Below are 18,037 nucleotides of genomic sequence, written 5' to 3'. Positions count from 1 at the left end.
TTGGTTATCGCCATTATCCGCCCGTGTGCGGTTGTTCTTATCTTATCAGAATTTTCAACCGTTGTGACAAGATAGAACGTTTATTTATCTGTCGAAATTCATCCCACACTTGTTTGATTTATTTTTTGTTGAAAACAAAGTTTGGGGCTTCTTTCGACATAGAAGCTAAAACTTTTCTAGCTTCTTCTCTATCATCAAAGTGTATTTTTTCTGTGCCTAAAATTTGGTAGTCTTCATGTCCTTTTCCCGCAATTAAAACTCCATCGCCACTTTGTGCCATTTCGATAGCAATTTTGATGGCTTGTGCTCGATCTCCTTGTATTATCGGTTTAATATGATCAGGAATACCATCTAAAATATCTCTTAAAATATTTTCTGGGTTTTCTGTGCGAGGGTTATCGGAAGTTACTACTACTAAATCTGCACCTTCGGCTGCTATTTTACCCATGATGGGGCGTTTTGTACGATCGCGATCGCCACCACAACCAAATACACAAATCATTTTACCAGAAATAAAGGGACGAGAGGCTTTCAATAAATTTTCTAAACTGTCAGGAGTATGTGCATAATCAACGATGACATTTATATCTTGACTCTCACTAATAGTAACTCTTTCCATGCGCCCCGGTACACCGTTAAAATGGGGAAGGCATTGAGGGATAATTTCTAAATTTACTCCTAATGGTAAAACTGCCCCCACACTAGCTAAAAGATTTGATAAGTTAAATTGTCCCACCAAGGGAGAAGAAAATTCAATATTGCCGAGGGGAGTATGTAATAAACCTTTAACTCCTGTGGCTTGATAGGTTAATTGACTTGTGTATAAATCTGCTTGAGGATTATTAACGCTATAAGTCCAAATTTGCCCAGATTTTTGGCTATTAATCAATTTTTGCCCATAAGAGTCATCATAATTAATAATTGCTTTTCCTTGTAAATATTCAGGGCTAAATAGTAACGCTTTTGCGGCAAAATAATCATCCATATCTTTATGGTAGTCGAGATGATCTTGGGTTAAATTAGTAAATACAGCGACATCAAATTTACATCCTCTAATTCTTTTTTGAGCTAAAGCATGGGAGCTTACTTCCATAACGGCATAATTATTTCCTGCTTCCACCCCTTCGGCTAGTTGTGCTTGTAAATCAATGGCAAAAGGCGTTGTATGGGTTGCAATTTTTTGATAACCTTGCCAACGAGCATATAAAGTGCCAAATAATGCTGTTTTTTGTTGTGCTTGGTGTAAAAAATATTCGATTAAATGGGTTGTAGTGGTTTTACCGTTTGTACCTGTTACCCCAATCATGTTTAATTGCTGACTAGGATAATTATAAAATTTACTAGCAATATCAGCACAAATACTAACAATATCATCACTAATAATTACGCAATCTTCATTACTAGGAGGTATTTTACTCGCCGCCGATGGACTTATAATAGCAGCTATAGCCCCTTCTCTTAAAGCACTTTGCCAAAATTCACCACCATCAACCCTTGTGCCTTCCATACCAATAAATACATCTCCAGAGGTACAACCGTGAGAATTAGTCGTAATACCTTTTATTTCTGCGTTTAGGTTAGAATGTTCGGGAATGTAATTAAGATGACTTAAATCTGCTAATAATTGGCTTAATTTCATATAATTTATTCCTTTCTTATTTCAATAGTTAATGATTCTCTGTTTTTTTCTAATTACTTATTTTGCACACAGTTTCGTAAAATTTTCGTCAATTGTACCACCGAAATTCGAGGAGAGGGACGAGGAATTAATTTTTCTCCTTCAGTAGTAGATAAAAACAATACAGGAATTTCATATTGATACATTTCCCACCATTGATTATTAGTACTAATATCTCTGATTTCAATGTCTAATTCAATGTCAGTAATAGCTTTTAGTTTTTCCTCCAATCCTTCACATAAATGACATCCAAGTTTACTATATAAAATTATTTTCATAAAAAAAGTATTAAGAAATAAATTATCTCTTAGGATAAAATAGCACAATGATAGTTAAGCCATCTTCATGTTAAAAATTATTAAATAAAATAAATGACTGATTTAATCGCACTTTTTTCGGCGGCAGCCATGGGAGGTTTATTAGCTTCTATCTTAGGGCAACCTATTATTTTAGGCTATCTATTGGCTGGAATTATTGTAGGTCCTTTTGAATTAGGTTTAATTCATGATTATGAACAAGTGGAAACCGTGGCAGAATTGGGAGTTACTTTCTTATTATTTGCCATCGGCGTGGAGTTTTCTTTTGCTGAATTAAACAAAGTTAAAAATATTAGTTTTGGTGGCGGCGGTTTGCAAATTGCTTTAACTATCGCTTTAACTGCTTTTGTTTCTGTTACGGTGGGTTGGGTAACTTCTATACCTCAAGGTGTATTTTTAGGAGAACTTCTTTCTCTTTCTTCTACTGCCGTAGTTATTAAAGCCTTAATGGAATCTAACGAAACTTCTACGTCTCATGGGCAAGTTATGTTAGGAATCCTCATCGTTCAAGATTTAGCTTTAGGATTAATGTTAGCGGTTTTACCCGCTTTAGATCAACCTATTGATGAAATTGGTATTGCCATCGGTATCGCATTAGTTAAACTGGCTTTATTTGCTTTAGGTGCATTTGTTGTGGGTAAATGGGTAATTCCGAAATTACTCAAGTTATTAGCAAAAACCGAAAGCCGAGAATTATTTTTATTAGGGGTTGTGGCGTTATGTCTTTGTATCGCTTTGTTAACAGGCTATATTGGATTATCAACGGAAATGGGTGCTTTTGTGGCAGGTTTAATGATTTCCGAAGTAGAATATTCAGATCAAACCCTTGATTATGTTGAACCATTAAGAGATATTTGTGCCGCCGCATTTTTTGTCTCTATTGGTATTTTAATTGATCCTGTTTTTCTATGGCATAATTTACCTTTAATTTTAGGATTGGTTTCCTTAGTTTTAATTGGTAAATTCATTATTATCAGTCCTATTGTTGTATTGTTTAAATATCCTCTCAAAACTGCTATTATCGCTGGGTTAGGATTAGCTCAAATTGGAGAATTTTCTTTTGTTTTAGCGGATAAAGGGCGTGATTTTTCCTTAATTTCTGAAAAAGTTTATATGCTAATATTAGGCACAACGGCAATGACTTTAGTTGTTACACCTTTTGTGCTTAAATTTATTCCCATTCTTTTGTCTAAAGCTGAATCTTCCCCTGTGTTTGAAAGTTGGTTAACTAATGTAGAAACTTCCGTAGAAACTTCTGAAGATTTACCTGTAAATGATCATGTTATTGTTTGTGGTTATGGACGAGTAGGAAAAAATGTGGTAAAACTGTTACTCAATCAAGGTCATAAAGTCTTAGTTATTGATCAATCGGAAGAACAAACCAAAAAATTACGAGAGAAAAAAATTCCCTATTTATATGGTAATGCTTCTAGTTTACTTGTTCTGGAGAAAGCTGAAGTATCTGGTGCAAAAGCAATGGCTGTTGCTTTACCTGATCCCATGAGTGCTAGATTATGTATTAAAAGAGCATTACAACTTAACCCAGAATTAGATACAGTTGTTCGTGCCAATGAAATAGAAGATATTGAAATGTTATATCAACTGGGAGCTAAAGAAGTAATACAACCAGAATTTGAAGCCAGTCTTGAACTTTCCGCCCATTTATTTAGAGTGTTAGGATTACCGAGAATAACCATAGAGAAAGACATTCAAGAGATCAGAAAATCGCAGTATTTACAGTTACAACCTGATCGCTCTCAAGAAGAAATATCAAGAGAGTTGGAAGAAGCTGTTACTACTATGAATCATAAATGGTACACATTACCAGATAATTCTTACATCCAAGGCATGACTATTGAGGAGGCTTATGTAAGAAAGTTAACAGGAGTTAGTATTATCGAAATAAAACGTCCTAATGGTGAAAAAATAGATTATCCTAATCCCCAAACTGTCATGAATAAAGGTGATAAACTGTTGTTAATCGGTAATGATGATGACTTTCAAGCCTTTGATTATTTAGCCAAGGAAAAAGTAATGTTACCTAAAGATGGCGATTCTTGCCTCTGGTTATCAATCTGTAAAAACAGTGATTTCGTCGGTAAAAAACTCAGTGAAATTAATTTACAAGAACATTTCGGCGTTATTATTCAAGGTATTAGGCGCAAAAATCGCTATATTCGTTTTCCTGACATTCACACGGAAATTAAACTAGGAGATAATATCTTACTTTTCGGTAAGTTAGAGTTATTAAATCAAGTTAATCAGTAATTAGGAATTAGGAATTAGGAATTAGGAATTAGGAATTAGGAATTAGGAATTAGGAATTAGGAATTAGGAATTAGGAAGGAAACGGGGAGTTAAGAAAGGAAACAACAGATAAAAGGCGAGATTATTAATTGTTAATTGTTAATTGTTAATTGTTAATTGTTAATTGTTAATTGTTAATTGTTAATTGTTAATTGTTAATTGTTAATTATCGTTCGATTTGCGCCAAAATGGCTGCTAAAATTTCTCCTGCGCCTTGTTGTTTTAGTTTCTCTGCTAATTGAGCTCCAATTTCATCAGGATTACTACGAGAGCCTGTTACACTATCTTTAAGGAGTTGTTTACCATCTAAACTAGCAACCATACCTTTCAAAGTTAGGTTATCACCTTCAATCATACTATTAACGCCGATGGGTACTTGACAACCCCCTTCTAAAACTCTTAAAAAAGAACGCTCTGAAGCAGTACAATCTCTAGTATCTTGATCTTCAATCTCTTTTATCACTTGTAACACCATTTCATCACCAATTCGGCATTCAATGCCCAAAGCACCCTGCCCTACTGCATGAAGGGAAATATCAGAGGGTATTTCTTGATGTATGCGATCGCCCATGCCTAATCTTTCTAAACCAGCTACGGCGAGAATAATAGCATCATATTCACCAGCGTCTAACTTCCCAAGACGAGTATTAACATTTCCTCGCACATCTTTAAAAGTTAAATGGGGATAATGATAACGTAATTGAGCGAGACGACGAAGAGAAGATGTACCAATTACTGAACCTTCTGGCAATGTATCAAGTTGTTTATCTTGATGTTTTTCGTTGACGACTAAAGCATCAGCAGGGTTAACTCTTTTCGTAACGCAACCTAACATTAAACCTTCAGGGAGATTAGTGGGTAAATCCTTAAGAGAGTGTACCGCAAAATCCACTTGCTTGTTAATCATTCCAACTTCTAACTCTTTGGTAAATAAACCTTTATCACCAATTTTCGCTAAAGCTACATCAAGAATTATATCTCCTTGAGTACTCATTTTTTCTACTTCAAATTCTACATCAGGGAAAGAAGTTTCTAATTCTTTTTTTACCCAATAAGTTTGTACTAATGCTAGTTGACTTTTACGAGATCCAATTACTATAGTACGTTCATTATCAATGGTTGCGGTCATATAAATAGTTTTTATAGAAATTTTTAGAACTCGATCTAGCTTACCAGAAAAATGCTTTGAACTATAAAATTATCGGTGAAGATAGGAGTTAGGAGTTATTGATTTTTTTGACATAATCAAATCTATTTGTGTATATAAATCAGCTAATTTTTTATTATTATCAATGACAATATCCGCAAGTTTAACTTTTTCTATTAACGGTATTTGACTATTTATGCGAGAAATAGCTTCATTTTCTGCTAACTTATTACGACTTTTTAAACGAGATAATTGAGTAAAAAAATCACAATTAACTACCCAAATTTCATCAACTAAGTTAGTCATTGTTGCTTCAAAAAGTAAGGGAATAGATAAAACAATAATAGAATTAGATAATAATTTTATCTGTGATTGTAAATCATCGAAAACAAAAGGATGTATTTGATTTTCTAACCACATTTTTTCTTGTTGACTATTAAAAATAATTTTACCTAATTTTGCTCGATTTAAGTTACCATCGTTTAATAAAATATCTTCACCATAACGGTTAACTATATTTTGGAAAATAGGAGAATTAATACTTACGGCTTCCCTTGCAATTAAATCTGCATCTAGTATAGGGATAAAATATTTTTCTGCTAAATAACTTGATACTGTTGATTTACCCGTAGCTATTCCACCTGTTAAACCAATAATTAGTTTATCTTTTTTATCCGTCATAATAATTAATATTCTGCTACTTATTTGATTAAATTAAATATTTGTTTTTTATATAAAATTTATCTATAGTGTTTATAAATTATTGGTGATAATTTTCGCTTCCCTAACGGAGAAATTAACTTATTATTTTCTTAAGACTCAAAAAGAAGAGATAATTAATAAATAAAAGTTAGGATTAGAAATAAAGAAAAAAATTTAAAATCTTTGATATTTATTCCTAATTCTTAAGTATTGAATACCTAAACTATGACAAAATTAACTAACTTATTGGGTACAACAATTACTTTTTTGATAGTTTTATCAGCAATATATTTTTTAGCAATCTCTGACTCTTTTGCAAAGGTTTCTAAATCCTCTTTTGTTGCGGAAGCAGGTACAGAAATTGTGCCTCTGGTTTTACCCATAATCTGAATAACTAAAGTAATTTCATCTACAATTAAAGCATCATTATCTAAGGTTAACCATGACTGTAAATGTACTGATTCACCATTTCCTAATAACTGCCATAATTCTTCACTAATATGAGGTGCAAAAGGTGCTAAAAGTAAAATTAAAGTTTCAATTCCTTCCTGAAAAACAGGAGAATTTTTAATACTAGAATCTCGTAAAGCGTTGCTTAATTTCATTAACTCTGAAACTGCCGTATTAAATTGATAATCGCCGTTTAAGTCTTCAGAAATTTCTTTAATTGCGGTATAAATTGCTCTGCGTAAGTCTTTTTCTTCCTTAGTTAGCTGACTTTTATCAAAGGTTTTATCTTTAGCAGAATTAGGGTTTTCAACAAACTCATTAACTAACAACCAAACTCGATTTAAAAAGCGAAATTGTCCTTCTACATCAGCATCTTGCCACTCTAAATCTTTTTCAGGAGGTGCTTTAAATAAGATAAACATTCTAGCGGTATCTGCTCCATATTTTGATAATACCACTTGAGGGTCAACACCGTTATATTTAGACTTAGACATTTTTTCATAGAAAACTGACAATTTATCATTAGTTTCTTTCTCATAAAAAACCGTCTCAATTTTACCTTTATCGTTAGTTTCTTCTACAGCATAAAGATTTTCAGGAATTACATATTTACCTGTTTTTAAGTTTTTATAAGTAATTCCTTGCACCATTCCTTGAGTCAATAAACGCTTGAAAGGCTCATCAACACTGACTAAACCTCGATCTCTTACTACTTTTGTGAAGAAACGAGAATAAAGTAAATGTAGTATTGCGTGTTCAATTCCTCCCACATACTGATCAACTCCCATCCAATCATTAACTCTATCAAGGTTGAAAGGCTCATTTTGGTTCGTTGCATCGGTATAACGGAAAAAATACCACGAAGAGTCAATAAAGGTGTCCATGGTGTCAGTTTCTCTTTTAGCAGGTTTACCACATTTCGGACAAGGCACATTTACCCATTCTTCTAGTTTAGCTAAAGGTGAAGGCCCCCGTCCAGAAAATTCCACTTGTTCGGGCAATTTAACTGGTAAATCTGCACTAGGCACTGGCACTATACCACAATCTTCGCAGTGAATAACAGGAATAGGACAACCCCAGTAACGTTGACGGGAAATCAACCAATCTCTAAGGCGATATTGAATACGCTTTTTACCATAGTCGTTATTTTCGGCTAATCTGATTACCTCTTCTTTACCCTTGACAGAGTCCATACCGTTAAAACCACCAGAATTAATCATGATTCCAGCCTCGGTATATGCTTCTAATAGGCAAATATCAGAATTATCAGCATCATCGGGTAAAATTACCACTTTAATAGGCAAGTCATTTTCTTTAGCAAATTTAAAATCTCTCACATCGTGGGCTGGTACACCCATAACTGCACCAGTACCATATTCGTATAACACATAATTGGCGATTAAAATGGGTATTTCTTCCCCAGTGAAAGGGTTAATAGCTTTACCGCCAGTAAATGTACCTTTTTTGGGCTTATCATCGGCTGTGCGCTCAATTTCACTCTCGTTACTTACTTCTTGAATAAAGACTTTTACAGTTTCTTTTTTGTCTTCTGTAGTTACAATTTCTGTTAAAGGATGTTCAGGGGCAAGTACTACATAAGTGACTCCATAGACGGTATCAGGACGGGTTGTAAAGACGGCGATTTTTTCATCTCTTCCCACAACGGGAAACTCTAAATAAGCCCCTACTGACTTTCCTATCCAGTTTTCCTGCATGGTTTTAACCCTTTCTGGCCAACCTTGTAGTTTTTGTAAGTCATTTAACAATTGTTCGGCATAATCGGTAATTTTGAAAAACCACTGTTTTAATAATTTACGCTCGACTTTTGCACCGCTACGCCATGAAAAACCATCAGCATCGACTTGCTCATTTGCTAGTACAGTTTGATCTATAGGATCCCAGTTTACCGCAGCTTCTCGTTGATAAGCCAATCCAGATTCTAAAAATTGTAAAAATAACCACTGTGTCCATTTATAGTATTCTGGGGAACAAGTAGCCACTTCTCGACTCCAATCAATGGATAAACCTAATTCTTGGAGTTGCGATCGCATTTGAGCGATATTTTCAAAAGTCCATTTAGCTGGAGGAATACCTCTATCAATGGCTGCATTTTCCGCAGGTAAACCGAAGGCATCCCAACCCATAGGGTGTAACACTCGATGTCCTTGCATTCTTTTAAAACGGGCAATAACATCGGTTATAACATAGTTGCGCACATGACCCATATGTAACTTTCCTGATGGATAAGGAAACATAGAAAGGGCATAAAATTTAGGTTTTTTGCTATTTTCTTCGGTAAAATAAAGATTAGAATCCGTCCATTGTTTTTGCCATTTCAACTCAATATCGCTAGGATTATAAGGAATTTGCATAAAATATTTTTGAAGTATTTATAATTATTTAATTTAGTCGATCTTATATTCTAGTCTAAACAGATAAAACCTAAAATATAATCTAGCAATTTTTACCTAAAACCTGATTATTTAGGGGTTGCTGAAAAAGTCTGAGGAAGGGGTAGGGCAAAGGGCAATGGGCAAAGGTTTTAATGGTTTTAATGGTTTTGATTTTTGAAATTAGAGTTTGTAACTGTATAATACTACCCTGTTTTTTGAGCAAAAATGCCTAAAACTACGCACTTTTTTATTAACTTAACGATGCCCCAAGCCTTGATTTTAATAGCTTTCTGATTTATTCAACAAACCCTAATTAATTTTGTGGTAATATTGTAAGGATTAAAGTTGTTAGCGACAAGAATCAATCAAGATTTTTTGTAGTTCGCCATTATCTCGAAGTTGTTTGATTAATGAATGTCCGCCATCTCGCCATTCAATAGTAGTTCTTGGCAAACTTTTAAGTCTTGAAGCATGAAGAGCATCTAATCTATTATTTCGATCAGAGAAAATTATTGCTTTTTTATACTGTGGATTTTTTAAAAAAACTTTTAAATCAAACATCTGTTTAGAAATAGATGAATTTTTATGTAATTTATTTATTTGTTCTTTCCATCGATTATCAAAATTAATTATTCTTAACCATTTACTAATAAAAGTTTGAGGAACAAAAGATAAGACTTGATCTGCTTGAATTAGAGAACCAATTAGTAATGCTGCATAACCGCCCATAGAGTTACCGATACAAACAACTTTGGAATAATTAGTTTGTTGTTTTATAGATTCTATGGTGAGAATAATATCATTAATTCCGTTGCCAATAGAGGGCAATTCTAGGTGATACCATGCTTGTGATAAATCTCGGATAAAAATTAATTTAACTGGCAAACTATCAGTTATTCTTTTAAATTCAAATGGAGGTATCCCTAATCCAGATTGTATGCCACCAAATATGATTAATAGTGTATTTCCGTCTCTATCTAAATCTAGGCTTAATGAACTTTCTTTATTTTCCATAATCTACAACAATTTTTTTATTTATTTAAAACATGGTATATTGCCCAAATAGCCATAGCTCGTAAATAATGACTAGCTCGAAATGTACCTACGGCAGTTATCGCTTCAGGTGTTCTAAATTGTAAGCCATTATCATAAACTTGTTTAACTACTGTTTGGGCTACTTTTAATCCTTCTTCTTTCATACCATTAAGAATCATAAAAGCTACAATACCGTAATTAATGCCTGTCCAAACTTCAAGAGGGTGAGTATCATTTTCTTGAACAGGTTTACCGTCAGGTTTCACCCCGTTAGCGATACCAAATTTACCATCATGAAATTTTAAGAAACAAGCATCATAAACCTTATTTAAAGTTGATTTTACATATTCAGATTCAGTTACATCAGGTAATCCTAAAATCTGTGCTAAAAATTGTCCTGAAAGTTGATCCGCCATTACTACATCTGAACCACTTTCACTATCTAAACGGTAATATTCTCCATTCCACAAAGTTTGATGATAAATTGCTCTAGATTTTTGCAACCAATCCTCAAATATGGCGATCTCACTTTGAATACATTGAGGGAAATCATCAGGTTGTAAATGAGGATTCATAGGAGGATTAGCCATAAGAATTTTACCAATGGCCATAGCTGCTTCTAAAGACACAATCCATAAACCACCACAATAAGCACTTATTCCTTGTAATCGCCAATCATCAAAAGTTTGATCTGGAGCGCCAGAATTTTCGGGAATACCGTCACCATCTAAATCAAAACCCTTGACATAATGGAGAGTTTCTACAATACTAGCCCAACATTCCCATAAGAAATCTTGATCTTGACTGCCAGTAAACAGATAATCACGATAGACTTGCAAAACAAAATCGCAACCAAGATCCTTCCATAAATTACAATCTTGATAGCTAGTATAGTTGGTTTTTTCCCAAGGATGCTCATTAGGTGCACCTAAGTCGTGAGGAGTCGCTCCTTTAGCCTTTCTGATAGCACTAGCACGGTTATAACCTATAATACGAGGAGTATCATCTGAATGAGAAATAGCATGACTAAAAGCCTCTAAAATCGACTTATCCAGCCGTGGCCATAGCATAATCATGGAGAATGAACCATATAATCTGACATCTAAACTTTCATACCAACGATAATCAATACACTCTAGCACCCCAAACTGTCCCACTGGATCATTTTCCGTTGCTGCCGTCCACAAACTACCACCATCAGCAAGTAAATATAATTCGTTAAATAACGCCATTTTCAGCCAATCTGGTAAATTTGAGCTCATTAAAATAGGTTTTTGCCACTCATTGATCCGATTTCGCCACATATCGCTATGTTTTAAAGCTGTGCGTACCATTCCCCAAGCATTTTTACCATTTCTGCCGAAAAAGTCCGTATAACGACGATAATAGTTGATTCCTTGAGCAAATTCTGTTACGGGAAAATCCCACGCCAAAATAAAAGGAATTTTCTTCGTTTTTCCTGCTTTAATCGTAAATCTGATGGCCATTGCCCCTGCAATTTGTTCCTCCGGTTCGGCAGGTGTCTCATCTTGATAGTCGGGAAGTGAACCATTCATGGCAAAATAATCCCATAACTCGCTACCATCTCCTTTAGGATTCCAACGATTATGATAGAATACCTCTAAACTAGGATTAGTAATACTAGCGATTGCAAATTGTCCTTCACCTTCTAGGGGCTCGTCACCCATGCGGATACGATCAAATAGACAACCTACTCGAAAATTATCTTGAATCCACTGGTTAAGATTACCCGTACTATCTCCCCAACGAGGCTGATATTCATACTCAGGGCTACCATCATCTCTCACTTGTACCGTCGGGCTTTTAATGGCATTAGTAAACCAACCGACACTATTTTGCCAAGAAAACATGATACTAATAGTAATATCTTTATCAGTCGGATTATGAATACTCCAATCAAACAACGCCACGGGATAACTAGCCTCTTGATAACTACCTGCCCAAATCGGCGAGAATTGCTCACATATAAGATGAGATTTAAAAACCCCCTGATAATCAAACCAACTACGAGGATAAAGGGCAGAATAAGTACCTTTTCCTTGAGGATACCATGCCCAACTTGATAAACTACCATCTTCAGGAGGCGTTGTACTCATAGCGTAAACTTGTGGCATTTCTCCTTCTACCTGCTCAAAAATGCTGAATTGACAAGCAGATAAAGCCTTGAAAATATGATTACCGCCGTCAATATGCCACAGGTTAAAATCACCATTTACCCCTCTACCAATACAACCGCTACCAAATCCCCCTAAAGGCATCCCATGATTAGCACCATCATCTAAGTTACTAGCATAACGCACCGTATAAGGTTTTTCCCAGATTTTGCCGATTTCACATTGCCAAGCAGAAGGAGGAATATTTGGTAATTCGATTTTTAGCATATTGACAGATTCAAAACAGATTTCTTCTTAATATTATCTTGAAATGTTCTTAAAACTATAAGTTAGTGCCTTTTATTTTTCATGGAAAAACCCCTACCTGAATTAACAAGTAAGGGTTCAAGTATTAGATTAAACTAATTTAAACTAGAATGTGAAAGTCGTTCTTAAAGTACCAATAACTTGGTCATCATTATCACCTTGGTTAGAAGAGTTAACCCAAATAACACCAGGAGTTAAAGAAATATTATCAGTTAACTGATATTTATAGAATGCTTCTACATGGATAGGGATGGTTTCAAGGGATGTACGAACACGACGAGTGTCACCATTAGGATCAGTTACAAAGTAACGAGGAGAACCGTTATAAGGTTGAACACCAGCAAAGATACCTAAAACACTACCTTCTTTGAATAAGTCAGGGAATGCAACACCACCACCATAACTCCAGATGTCATCGTTACCACGACCTAATCTTGTTAAGTTAGTATAGTTAAAGAAAGCACTTAAACTTACACCTTTACTTACACGCCATGCCGCTTGAGCACCATAAGAATTACTAATTTTGTCTTTTTGATTGACAGTAGTACCAGTTCCAAATTGATTTTCTAAAATGCTATTTAGTTGACCATTACTTTGGTTCGCTAACTGTGTACCAACGATACCAAAACCACTACCAGCACCCCCTCCAAATACAGGACTATCTGCTTTATGGAAACCATTTACATAGGTTAAACCAAATGCAAGACTGTCACTTACATTAAAGTTAAGTTGACCTAAAACTGAGTAATCTCCATTAAAGATACCTTGACCTTCTAAAGGAGAATTAGGAGAACCACCACCCATGTAACTTATTGTTGCGGAAGTTGGACCTAAAAGACTTTGTAAGAAACCTAGTTGATAGCTAAAAGCTACCCCGGAACCACCACCGATACGGTAGATAGGACTTTCAGATGCGAAAGGACTTAATGCACCATTTCCACCGTCGTAGTCTTCAAAGTAAGGGTTAGTTGTGGGAGCGTAGTCACTATGAATACCACCGAAAGCAGCTATATAAGTTTGAATTTGACTTTTTTCACTTAACTTAATAGGTGCATAATATGCTAACCAATCAACTTGTACATCGTTATTAACCCCGGGATATAGATTGAATGTCTGATTTAAAGTCGCACTAGGGCCACTGGTGTTAACATTTTGAACAGGTATTCCAGGGGTTCTTAACTTGGTTGTACCATTGGCATTGAAAGCACCTGCGTTACCAGCAGACAAACGAGTAACTAAGTTATCTTCACCAGTGAAACTGGTATTTAATGCTAAACGAACTCTGTCAGCCAAAATTGCTTGGTTATTACTGTTAAATTCTTGACTTAAAGCCATGATAACTTCCCCTTTCAACTTGGTAGTTGTGGAGAATTGATGATCTTCTAAGAAAGCAACTCTACCTTCTAAGTTATCAACTCTTGCACCTAAAGCCGCTAATTCAGATTCAAATTCAGCCATCAAACGTTTTAGTTTTTCGATGTCTTCTCTGGTAACAGCTTCACTAGCAGCAATTAAACGTTCCATTTGTTGCATACAAGCGTTTAAACCTGCTGCAAATTCATAACGACTTAAGGCACGATTTCCTCTGAAGGTACGATCAGGATAACCTACGATACAACCATAACGTTCTACTAAACTACGGAGAGCTTCAAAAGCCCAATCGGTAGGAGATACATCTCTTAGTTGAGATACGCTGGTTACTTGATCTTTAGAAGAAGTACCACCTTCTGTGCTGTAATTATCTAATTGATTGATAATTTGTGCATCAACTTCGGTATTTACTTGAGAAATTTCATTAGCTTGAACCTGAGAGGCAGCTAATAAACTTGCACCCACTAATATTGGGGTTACTTTAATTGATTTCCAAAAACTTGTTTTCATTGATTTTTTCCTCACACTGAGTAATTCTGTTGGCTAATTGATTTAATTTCTAGGTAACAGATTTATTTTGTCTATCCTAACATAAAAATTTGTTTTTATCACTAAGAATAATCTTTATTGTTAAAATATCTTAACTTTTTCTTAACTACGGAGTTTAGCTTTTAATTTTTCTATGATCATAACTTTTTTTTTAACTATTTCATCAAATTGAAAAAATTAATATAGAATCCCTATATTTGCTAAAGTTAGGTAAAATCAAAATTGTCTTAAAATAAGGTAATGGCTAAGAAATTAATCATTTTTAAAATCGGAGAGGGTACTTTTGAGTCTGGTTTTCCCCTCAGTATCCGTCTTAGTCAAGATGACACTAAAGAATTATTAGTAGAAACCGAGGGGAGATTACCTCCTGCACCAAATCTGTATAAAAGCTATACTAATTGGCAATGTAGTTATCGTAATTTATCCGTTTCTTTACGTTTAGGTTCGACGGAAAATCAAGTCACTAATGTTGCAGTTAGTCAATGTCAGGAATATATTGATACTCTACAAATTAATATTAATCAATGGCTAGAAGATTCTCAAGTACAATGTCTATTATTAGATCTTTTTCCTCATCTTCATCAACAGGATTTAATTCGTTTTGTTATTCAAACTGCGGATGTCCGTTTATGGCAGTTACCTTGGCATTTATGGTCTGTGTGGCATCGTTACCCACAAACAGAAATTGCTTTGAGTAAGCCTAATTGTCAAAAACCTAATCGAAAAGAAAATTTAGATTTTCCTCCTAAGGTAAAAATTTTGGCTATTTTAGGCGATCGCCGCAGTATAGATGTAGAGAGAGATCGACGTATATTAAACAGTTTACCTAATGCGGAAGTAGTATTTTTAGATCAACCAAATTTAACAGAATTAACGCCATTATGGGAACAATCATGGCAAATTTTCTTTTTTGCAGGGCATAGTTCTAGTAAAGATAACAGTAAATGTGGTTTACTTCAAATCAACCCTTATGAAACCATAGATATTCAAAGACTGAAAAACACTCTAGGTAAAGCGATTCATAACGGATTGGAGTTAGCAATTTTTAATTCCTGTGACGGATTGGGTTTAGGGTTTACCCTTGCAGACTTACAATTACCTCAAACGATTATCATGAGGGAAGCAGTACCCGATGAAGTTGCTCAAGAATTTTTAAAATACTTCTTAAAAGCCTATGCGCAAGGAGAAACATTATATCAAGCCGTCAAAGATGCTAAAGCGAAAATACAAGATTTATACCATTTGGAAGAACAAGCACCCGGATCGTCATGGTTGCCCGTTATTTGCCAAAATTTAGCGGTAGATCCACCTCTATGGTCAAATTTAATCAAAAAAAAGCAAATATCATTTAATAGCTCTTTTTCTTCGTCAAATAAAGTATTAAAGTCTATTATCAATGGCAAAACTCTATTGATAGGTATTACCGCTATTATCATATTGATGGCATTAGTAACAACAGGATTAATATTCATCAAAAAACCTCTTTTGGCGCGCCCGATTCGTAACCCCCAAAAAGGTACTTGTGAATGTCCTTATGATATAGATGCGTTAGGTAGAGAATGCGGTAATAAATCTGCTTATAGTCGCCCCGGCGGTACAAATCCTGTTTGTTTTTTTAGTGATAAAATTAACTAGGGCAAGGGAGTAAAAATAATAATTATTATAAAGATAATGTTCTGGTGATTCGTCAATAACTCTAATTATATTGTGCTTTTTTGCTTTAAGTTAGTTAGAAAATTTAATCTTTTTTCTAAAGAGACATATTTATCACTTTCTTCCTTTTTGTTGATTAGGTAATTGTTCAAGATTCCAGTAACAGCAATCACCTAGTTTAATTCCTTGAGAATTTATCGAATTAGCAGTAACTAAATGATTATTTCTTTTTTAGTTTAATTGGTGAGGATTCCATAAAGAGAAAATTTTATGACTAGACGAAAATTTAATTTTCAGTAGAATAAGTAGTTAGGATTACTCAATTATAGATTAGACTTCTCCAACTCTCAGGCAACAGGCAACTTCGCATTTGACAAAAGGGAAGGAAATTGATGAAAAAAAGTCAATAATTGATTTTATTTTTACTTTTTGCAGATGTCTATTAGTACATTTAGGAATGATAAAACTATAATTATCTCTGGTTAGTAACGACAAAACTATGGTTAAAAGCTAATGAAACTAAAATACTTATCACTCTTGATTACTTTTACTATAGCTTCTTGTAACTTACAAGGAGGAAGAAAAACATTGATCTCAGAATCGGCTCAAATTTCCTCAATATCTACCCAAGAATTAGACTCCCAACCAATTAAGATTGAACTAGAAACATTACCTGAACCTTTTGCTACCCAAAGCTCTTCTCAACCGCCACAAATTTTACCAATTCCCAAACCTCGAATATTTAATGTGCCTAAAGGTTTTCAAGTTAATGTCTATGCCGAAGGTTTAAAGAATCCCCGTTGGTTAGCTTTAACTCCTGATGGTAACGTCTTGGTAACAGAAACTAAAGATAATCGAATTAGTTTATTAAAAGACACAGACAATGACGGTGTTGCTGATATTAGTACTATTTTTGCCGATCAAAAGAATGGTTTAAATATTCCTTTTGGTATGGCTTTTAGTGAAGATTATTTCTTTCTCGGAAATCATGATGCTGTTAAACGTTATAATTACCGTCAAGGACAAGCAAAACTGGAAGGAAAAGGATTATTGATCGCATCTCTTCCAGGTGGCGGTTATAATCAACATTGGACTCGTAATGTAATAGTTTCTCCTACAGAAAATAAATTATACGTTTCTATCGGTTCTCGTTCTAATGCTGATATAGAAGAATTACCCCGTGCATCAATTCAAATAATGGATTTTGACGGGAATAATCAACAAACTTTTGCTTTTGGATTGCGTAATCCCGTTGGTTTAGATTTTCACCCCGTTACAAATGAATTATATATAACTGTAAATGAAAGAGATGGATTAGGTGATAATTTAGTACCCGATTATTTTACCCGTATTCGTGAAGGTGGTTTTTATGGTTGGCCTTACAGTTATTTATCACCTCAATTATTAGATCCTCGTCATATTTCTGAAGGTAAAAGTGTTAATCCTGAATTGGTTAGTAAAACTATTACACCAGATGTTCTCATTGAGTCTCATTCTGCTCCTTTAGGATTACAATTTTATGATGGTAAAACTTTCCCTGAAAAATATCATAATGGAGCATTTGTAGCTTTTCGTGGTTCATGGAATCGTAGTGAAGGTACAGGATATAAATTAGTCTTTATCCCTTTTGATGAACAGGGTAAAGCAAGGGGTTATTATGAAGATTTTTTAACGGGTTTTTTAACCGATGCCTCAATTCCCTCTACTTGGGGAAGACCAGTTGGAGTTTTAGTTATGCCTGATGGTAGTATATTATTTACAGAAGAAGCTAACGGTGTAATTTATCGGATTCAATTTCGTTCTCTGCTATAGAAAACTTACTTAGGGTTTGCTGAAAAAGTCTGAGGAAGGGGTAGGGCAAAGGGCAAAGGTTTTAATGGTTTTGATTTTTGAAATTAGAGTTTGTAACTGTATAATACTACCCTGTTTTTTGAGCAAAAATGCCTAAAACTACGCACTTTTTTATTAACTTAACGATGCCCCAAGCCTTGATT

11 protein-coding genes are annotated in these 18,037 nt (G+C 34.5%); 3 read left to right on the top strand and 8 right to left on the bottom strand.

The genetic code is table 11. The features are described from left to right. Positions 1 to 118: 118 nt before the first annotated feature. Both ACEW8E_RS11625 and ACEW8E_RS11620 read right to left on the bottom strand, forming a co-directional pair. Positions 119 to 1,639 carry a UDP-N-acetylmuramoyl-L-alanyl-D-glutamate--2,6-diaminopimelate ligase gene (locus ACEW8E_RS11625; protein WP_373480509.1) on the bottom strand — a complete coding sequence of 507 codons (1,521 nt, stop codon included), beginning with the start codon at positions 1,637 to 1,639 and terminating at the stop codon, positions 119 to 121. Between the two features lie 53 nt (positions 1,640 to 1,692). Then, positions 1,693 to 1,956 (bottom strand): glutaredoxin family protein, encoded by a 264-nt coding sequence (locus ACEW8E_RS11620; RefSeq protein ID WP_373480508.1) that lies wholly within the window; start codon positions 1,954 to 1,956, stop codon positions 1,693 to 1,695. Between the two features lie 93 nt (positions 1,957 to 2,049). On the opposite strand from ACEW8E_RS11620, the gene ACEW8E_RS11615 reads away from it, so the two are divergent. After that, positions 2,050 to 4,263 (top strand): cation:proton antiporter, encoded by a 2,214-nt coding sequence (locus ACEW8E_RS11615; RefSeq protein WP_373480507.1) that lies wholly within the window; start codon positions 2,050 to 2,052, stop codon positions 4,261 to 4,263. A 205-nt stretch (positions 4,264 to 4,468) separates the two neighbouring features. On the opposite strand, the gene hemC is transcribed toward ACEW8E_RS11615, so the two are convergent. The 6 genes from hemC to ACEW8E_RS11585 form a co-directional block, all read right to left on the bottom strand. Beyond that, positions 4,469 to 5,431, bottom strand: a complete 963-nt coding sequence (hemC, locus tag ACEW8E_RS11610) for a hydroxymethylbilane synthase (protein ID WP_373480506.1) — start codon at positions 5,429 to 5,431, stop codon at positions 4,469 to 4,471. A gap of 69 nt (positions 5,432 to 5,500) precedes the next feature. After that, complete coding sequence (gene coaE, locus ACEW8E_RS11605) at positions 5,501 to 6,130, bottom strand: dephospho-CoA kinase (protein WP_373480505.1); 630 nt, start codon at positions 6,128 to 6,130, stop codon at positions 5,501 to 5,503. Between the two features lie 239 nt (positions 6,131 to 6,369). Next, entirely contained in the window at positions 6,370 to 8,973 is a 2,604-nt protein-coding gene (gene leuS / locus ACEW8E_RS11600) for a leucine--tRNA ligase (protein ID WP_373480504.1), read from the bottom strand. A gap of 369 nt (positions 8,974 to 9,342) precedes the next feature. Continuing rightward, positions 9,343 to 10,008 (bottom strand): hypothetical protein, encoded by a 666-nt coding sequence (locus ACEW8E_RS11595; RefSeq protein WP_373480503.1) that lies wholly within the window; start codon positions 10,006 to 10,008, stop codon positions 9,343 to 9,345. A 17-nt stretch (positions 10,009 to 10,025) separates the two neighbouring features. Continuing rightward, entirely contained in the window at positions 10,026 to 12,431 is a 2,406-nt protein-coding gene (locus tag ACEW8E_RS11590; protein WP_373480502.1) for a GH116 family glycosyl hydrolase, read from the bottom strand. Positions 12,432 to 12,575: 144 nt separating this feature from the next. Continuing rightward, positions 12,576 to 14,351 carry an iron uptake porin gene (locus ACEW8E_RS11585; RefSeq protein ID WP_373480501.1) on the bottom strand — a complete coding sequence of 592 codons (1,776 nt, stop codon included), beginning with the start codon at positions 14,349 to 14,351 and terminating at the stop codon, positions 12,576 to 12,578. A 279-nt stretch (positions 14,352 to 14,630) separates the two neighbouring features. On the opposite strand from ACEW8E_RS11585, the gene ACEW8E_RS11580 reads away from it, so the two are divergent. Both ACEW8E_RS11580 and ACEW8E_RS11575 read left to right on the top strand, forming a co-directional pair. Then, on the top strand, positions 14,631 to 16,025 hold the full coding sequence (locus ACEW8E_RS11580; RefSeq protein WP_373480500.1) for a CHAT domain-containing protein: 1,395 nt from the start codon (positions 14,631 to 14,633) through the stop codon (positions 16,023 to 16,025). 531 nt (positions 16,026 to 16,556) lie between these two features. Continuing rightward, the gene (locus ACEW8E_RS11575; protein ID WP_373480499.1) at positions 16,557 to 17,855 is read left to right on the top strand and encodes a sorbosone dehydrogenase family protein; all 1,299 of its coding nucleotides are present in this window, start codon (positions 16,557 to 16,559) and stop codon (positions 17,853 to 17,855) included. Positions 17,856 to 18,037 lie beyond the last annotated feature (182 nt).

Origin of the sequence: Geminocystis sp. (genome assembly GCF_041753295.1) — a bacterium.
In the GTDB taxonomy this organism is placed as follows: Bacteria; Cyanobacteriota; Cyanobacteriia; order Cyanobacteriales; family Cyanobacteriaceae; genus Geminocystis.
This window is presented reverse-complemented; position numbering and strand designations above follow the sequence as displayed.

Excerpts from the sequence above, each read along its gene's own strand:
- ACEW8E_RS11625 (WP_373480509.1), bottom strand. The coding sequence starts at position 1,639 with ATGAAATTAAGCCAATTATTAGCAGATTTAAGTCATCTTAATTACATT.
- ACEW8E_RS11620 (WP_373480508.1), bottom strand. The coding sequence starts at position 1,956 with ATGAAAATAATTTTATATAGTAAACTTGGATGTCATTTATGTGAAGGA.
- ACEW8E_RS11615 (WP_373480507.1), top strand. The coding sequence starts at position 2,050 with ATGACTGATTTAATCGCACTTTTTTCGGCGGCAGCCATGGGAGGTTTA.
- hemC (WP_373480506.1), bottom strand. The coding sequence starts at position 5,431 with ATGACCGCAACCATTGATAATGAACGTACTATAGTAATTGGATCTCGT.
- coaE (WP_373480505.1), bottom strand. The coding sequence starts at position 6,130 with ATGACGGATAAAAAAGATAAACTAATTATTGGTTTAACAGGTGGAATA.
- leuS (WP_373480504.1), bottom strand. The coding sequence starts at position 8,973 with ATGCAAATTCCTTATAATCCTAGCGATATTGAGTTGAAATGGCAAAAA.
- ACEW8E_RS11595 (WP_373480503.1), bottom strand. The coding sequence starts at position 10,008 with ATGGAAAATAAAGAAAGTTCATTAAGCCTAGATTTAGATAGAGACGGA.
- ACEW8E_RS11590 (WP_373480502.1), bottom strand. The coding sequence starts at position 12,431 with ATGCTAAAAATCGAATTACCAAATATTCCTCCTTCTGCTTGGCAATGT.
- ACEW8E_RS11585 (WP_373480501.1), bottom strand. The coding sequence starts at position 14,351 with ATGAAAACAAGTTTTTGGAAATCAATTAAAGTAACCCCAATATTAGTG.
- ACEW8E_RS11580 (WP_373480500.1), top strand. The coding sequence starts at position 14,631 with ATGGCTAAGAAATTAATCATTTTTAAAATCGGAGAGGGTACTTTTGAG.
- ACEW8E_RS11575 (WP_373480499.1), top strand. The coding sequence starts at position 16,557 with ATGAAACTAAAATACTTATCACTCTTGATTACTTTTACTATAGCTTCT.